Annotated in this window: 1 protein-coding gene; it reads left to right on the forward strand. The window is 67.1% G+C overall.

Going from position 1 to position 1,699, the window contains the following annotated elements; translation table 11 throughout:
• Window positions 1-272: 272 nt before the first annotated feature.
• A complete protein-coding gene (locus ACIBHY_RS54715; protein WP_397311090.1) occupies window positions 273-1,679 on the forward strand; it encodes an IS110 family transposase in 1,407 nt (468 codons plus the stop codon).
• The last annotated feature ends 20 nt before the right edge of the window (window positions 1,680-1,699 follow it).

Below are 1,699 nucleotides of genomic sequence, written 5' to 3' on the forward strand. Positions count from 1 at the left end.
GCTCGGCCGGCGGGATGAGGATCGGGGTGACCGGCGCCCGCTCGTCACCATTGCTGACCGATTGGAGCCTGGTGCTTCTTGCCCGTTGATCGTGGGGCGAGCGGGGTCAACGCCGGGAGAACGCGCGTCCTGTTAGGAACCCGGCGACCGCCCGGTCTCTGAACGCCACCGGCCAGGTGGATCCCTGTTGGCGAATGTCTGGTACTGCGTCCTCCTTCAGCGTCGGCATGCCTGGTCTGTCGAAGCATCCGAGAAGAAACGGAGCCAGGATCGTGCGATTGCGGCTAGGGATCGACATCGCGTGCCGGGCAGCTCATCAGGCCAGCCTGGCCGATGAACGAGGAGAATTCACCTGGTCTGGCCACCGGTTTCGCACCACGGCAGACGATCTGGAGCAGCTATGGGCGATGCTGCCGAACGGAACCGACCCATCGACGGTCACGGTGATCATGGAGCCCACCCGTAACGCGTGGGTGCCACTGGCTGCCTGGTTCCGGCGCCGCGGTGCGGCGGTGGTGATGGTGCCGCCGGAACGAGCCGCCGATCTGCGCGCCTACTACAGCAAACACACCAAGTCCGATCGGCTGGACTCCCGCATCTTGGCACGTCTACCGCTCCTGCACCCCGAGGGGCTGCACACCGAGCAAGGGCTCGGGCCCGGAGACTCACTGCGCCGAGCGGTCAAGCTGCGCTCCACTCTGGTGCGCCGCCGCACCGCCACGCTCGCCCGCCTGGACGCGCTGCTGGAGATCCTCGGGCCAGGATGGCATGCCGCTCTGGGCAGCAATCTGGGGCACAAGACCCCGTTGAAGTTCCTGGCCGCCGGCTACGCCTGCCCGCACACCGTCCGCCGACTGGGCAGAACCCGACTGGCCCGCTTCCTGCACCGACACTCACGCGGTGCCTGGAACCAGATCAAGGCCGACGAACTCTTGGCCGCCGCCAGCGCGACGCTCCACCTCTGGGACGACGAGCTCGATTACCCCGACCTGGCCGACGACATCGCCATCGAAGCCCGGCTGGCCTTGGCCCTCACTCATGAGATCAAGGAACTCGATGAGCGCATCGCCGTACTCTTCGCCCACGCTGACCCTGACGGGATCTTGCCCTCAGTGCCCGGGATCGGCCCCATCCTGGGCGCCCAGATCCTCGGCCGGCTGGGCGATCCGAACCGCTTCACCTCGCTAGCCGCAGTCAGAGCCTTCAGCGGTCTGGTCCCGCGTCTGGACTCCTCCGGCGTCAACGGCCACCATGGCGGCCCTACCAAGGCGGGTGACGCCTGCCTGCGTGAAGCCTTGTTCATGGCCGCCGAACACGCCCGCCGCGCCGACCCCAGTTTGGCCGCCAAATACCACCGCCTGATGGTCACCGAAGGCAAGCATCACAACTCTGCTCTGTGCCACGTCGCCACAGCCCTGCTCACCCGGATCGCCGGTTGCTGGCGGCGCGGCGAGCACTACATCCTGCACGACGCCAACGGCCGGCCCATCGATGCCACCCAAGCCCGCGCCATCATCGCTGAGCGGTATGCCATACCCACCGAGGTGCGAGCGGCCCGGCGCACAACCCATACCCGCCAACGGCCGCTGAGATCAGAGACGGACCGGCGAAACAAGAGATCGCAACGCGTCCCGTCGACCGGCCCGCCCGGCTCTCAAGCTATGCCTTCGCCACCTTGACATCCATTAGGAACTCAACG

Source organism: Nonomuraea sp. NPDC050547, assembly GCF_044457345.1.
Lineage (GTDB): Bacteria > Actinomycetota > Actinomycetes > Streptosporangiales > Streptosporangiaceae > Nonomuraea.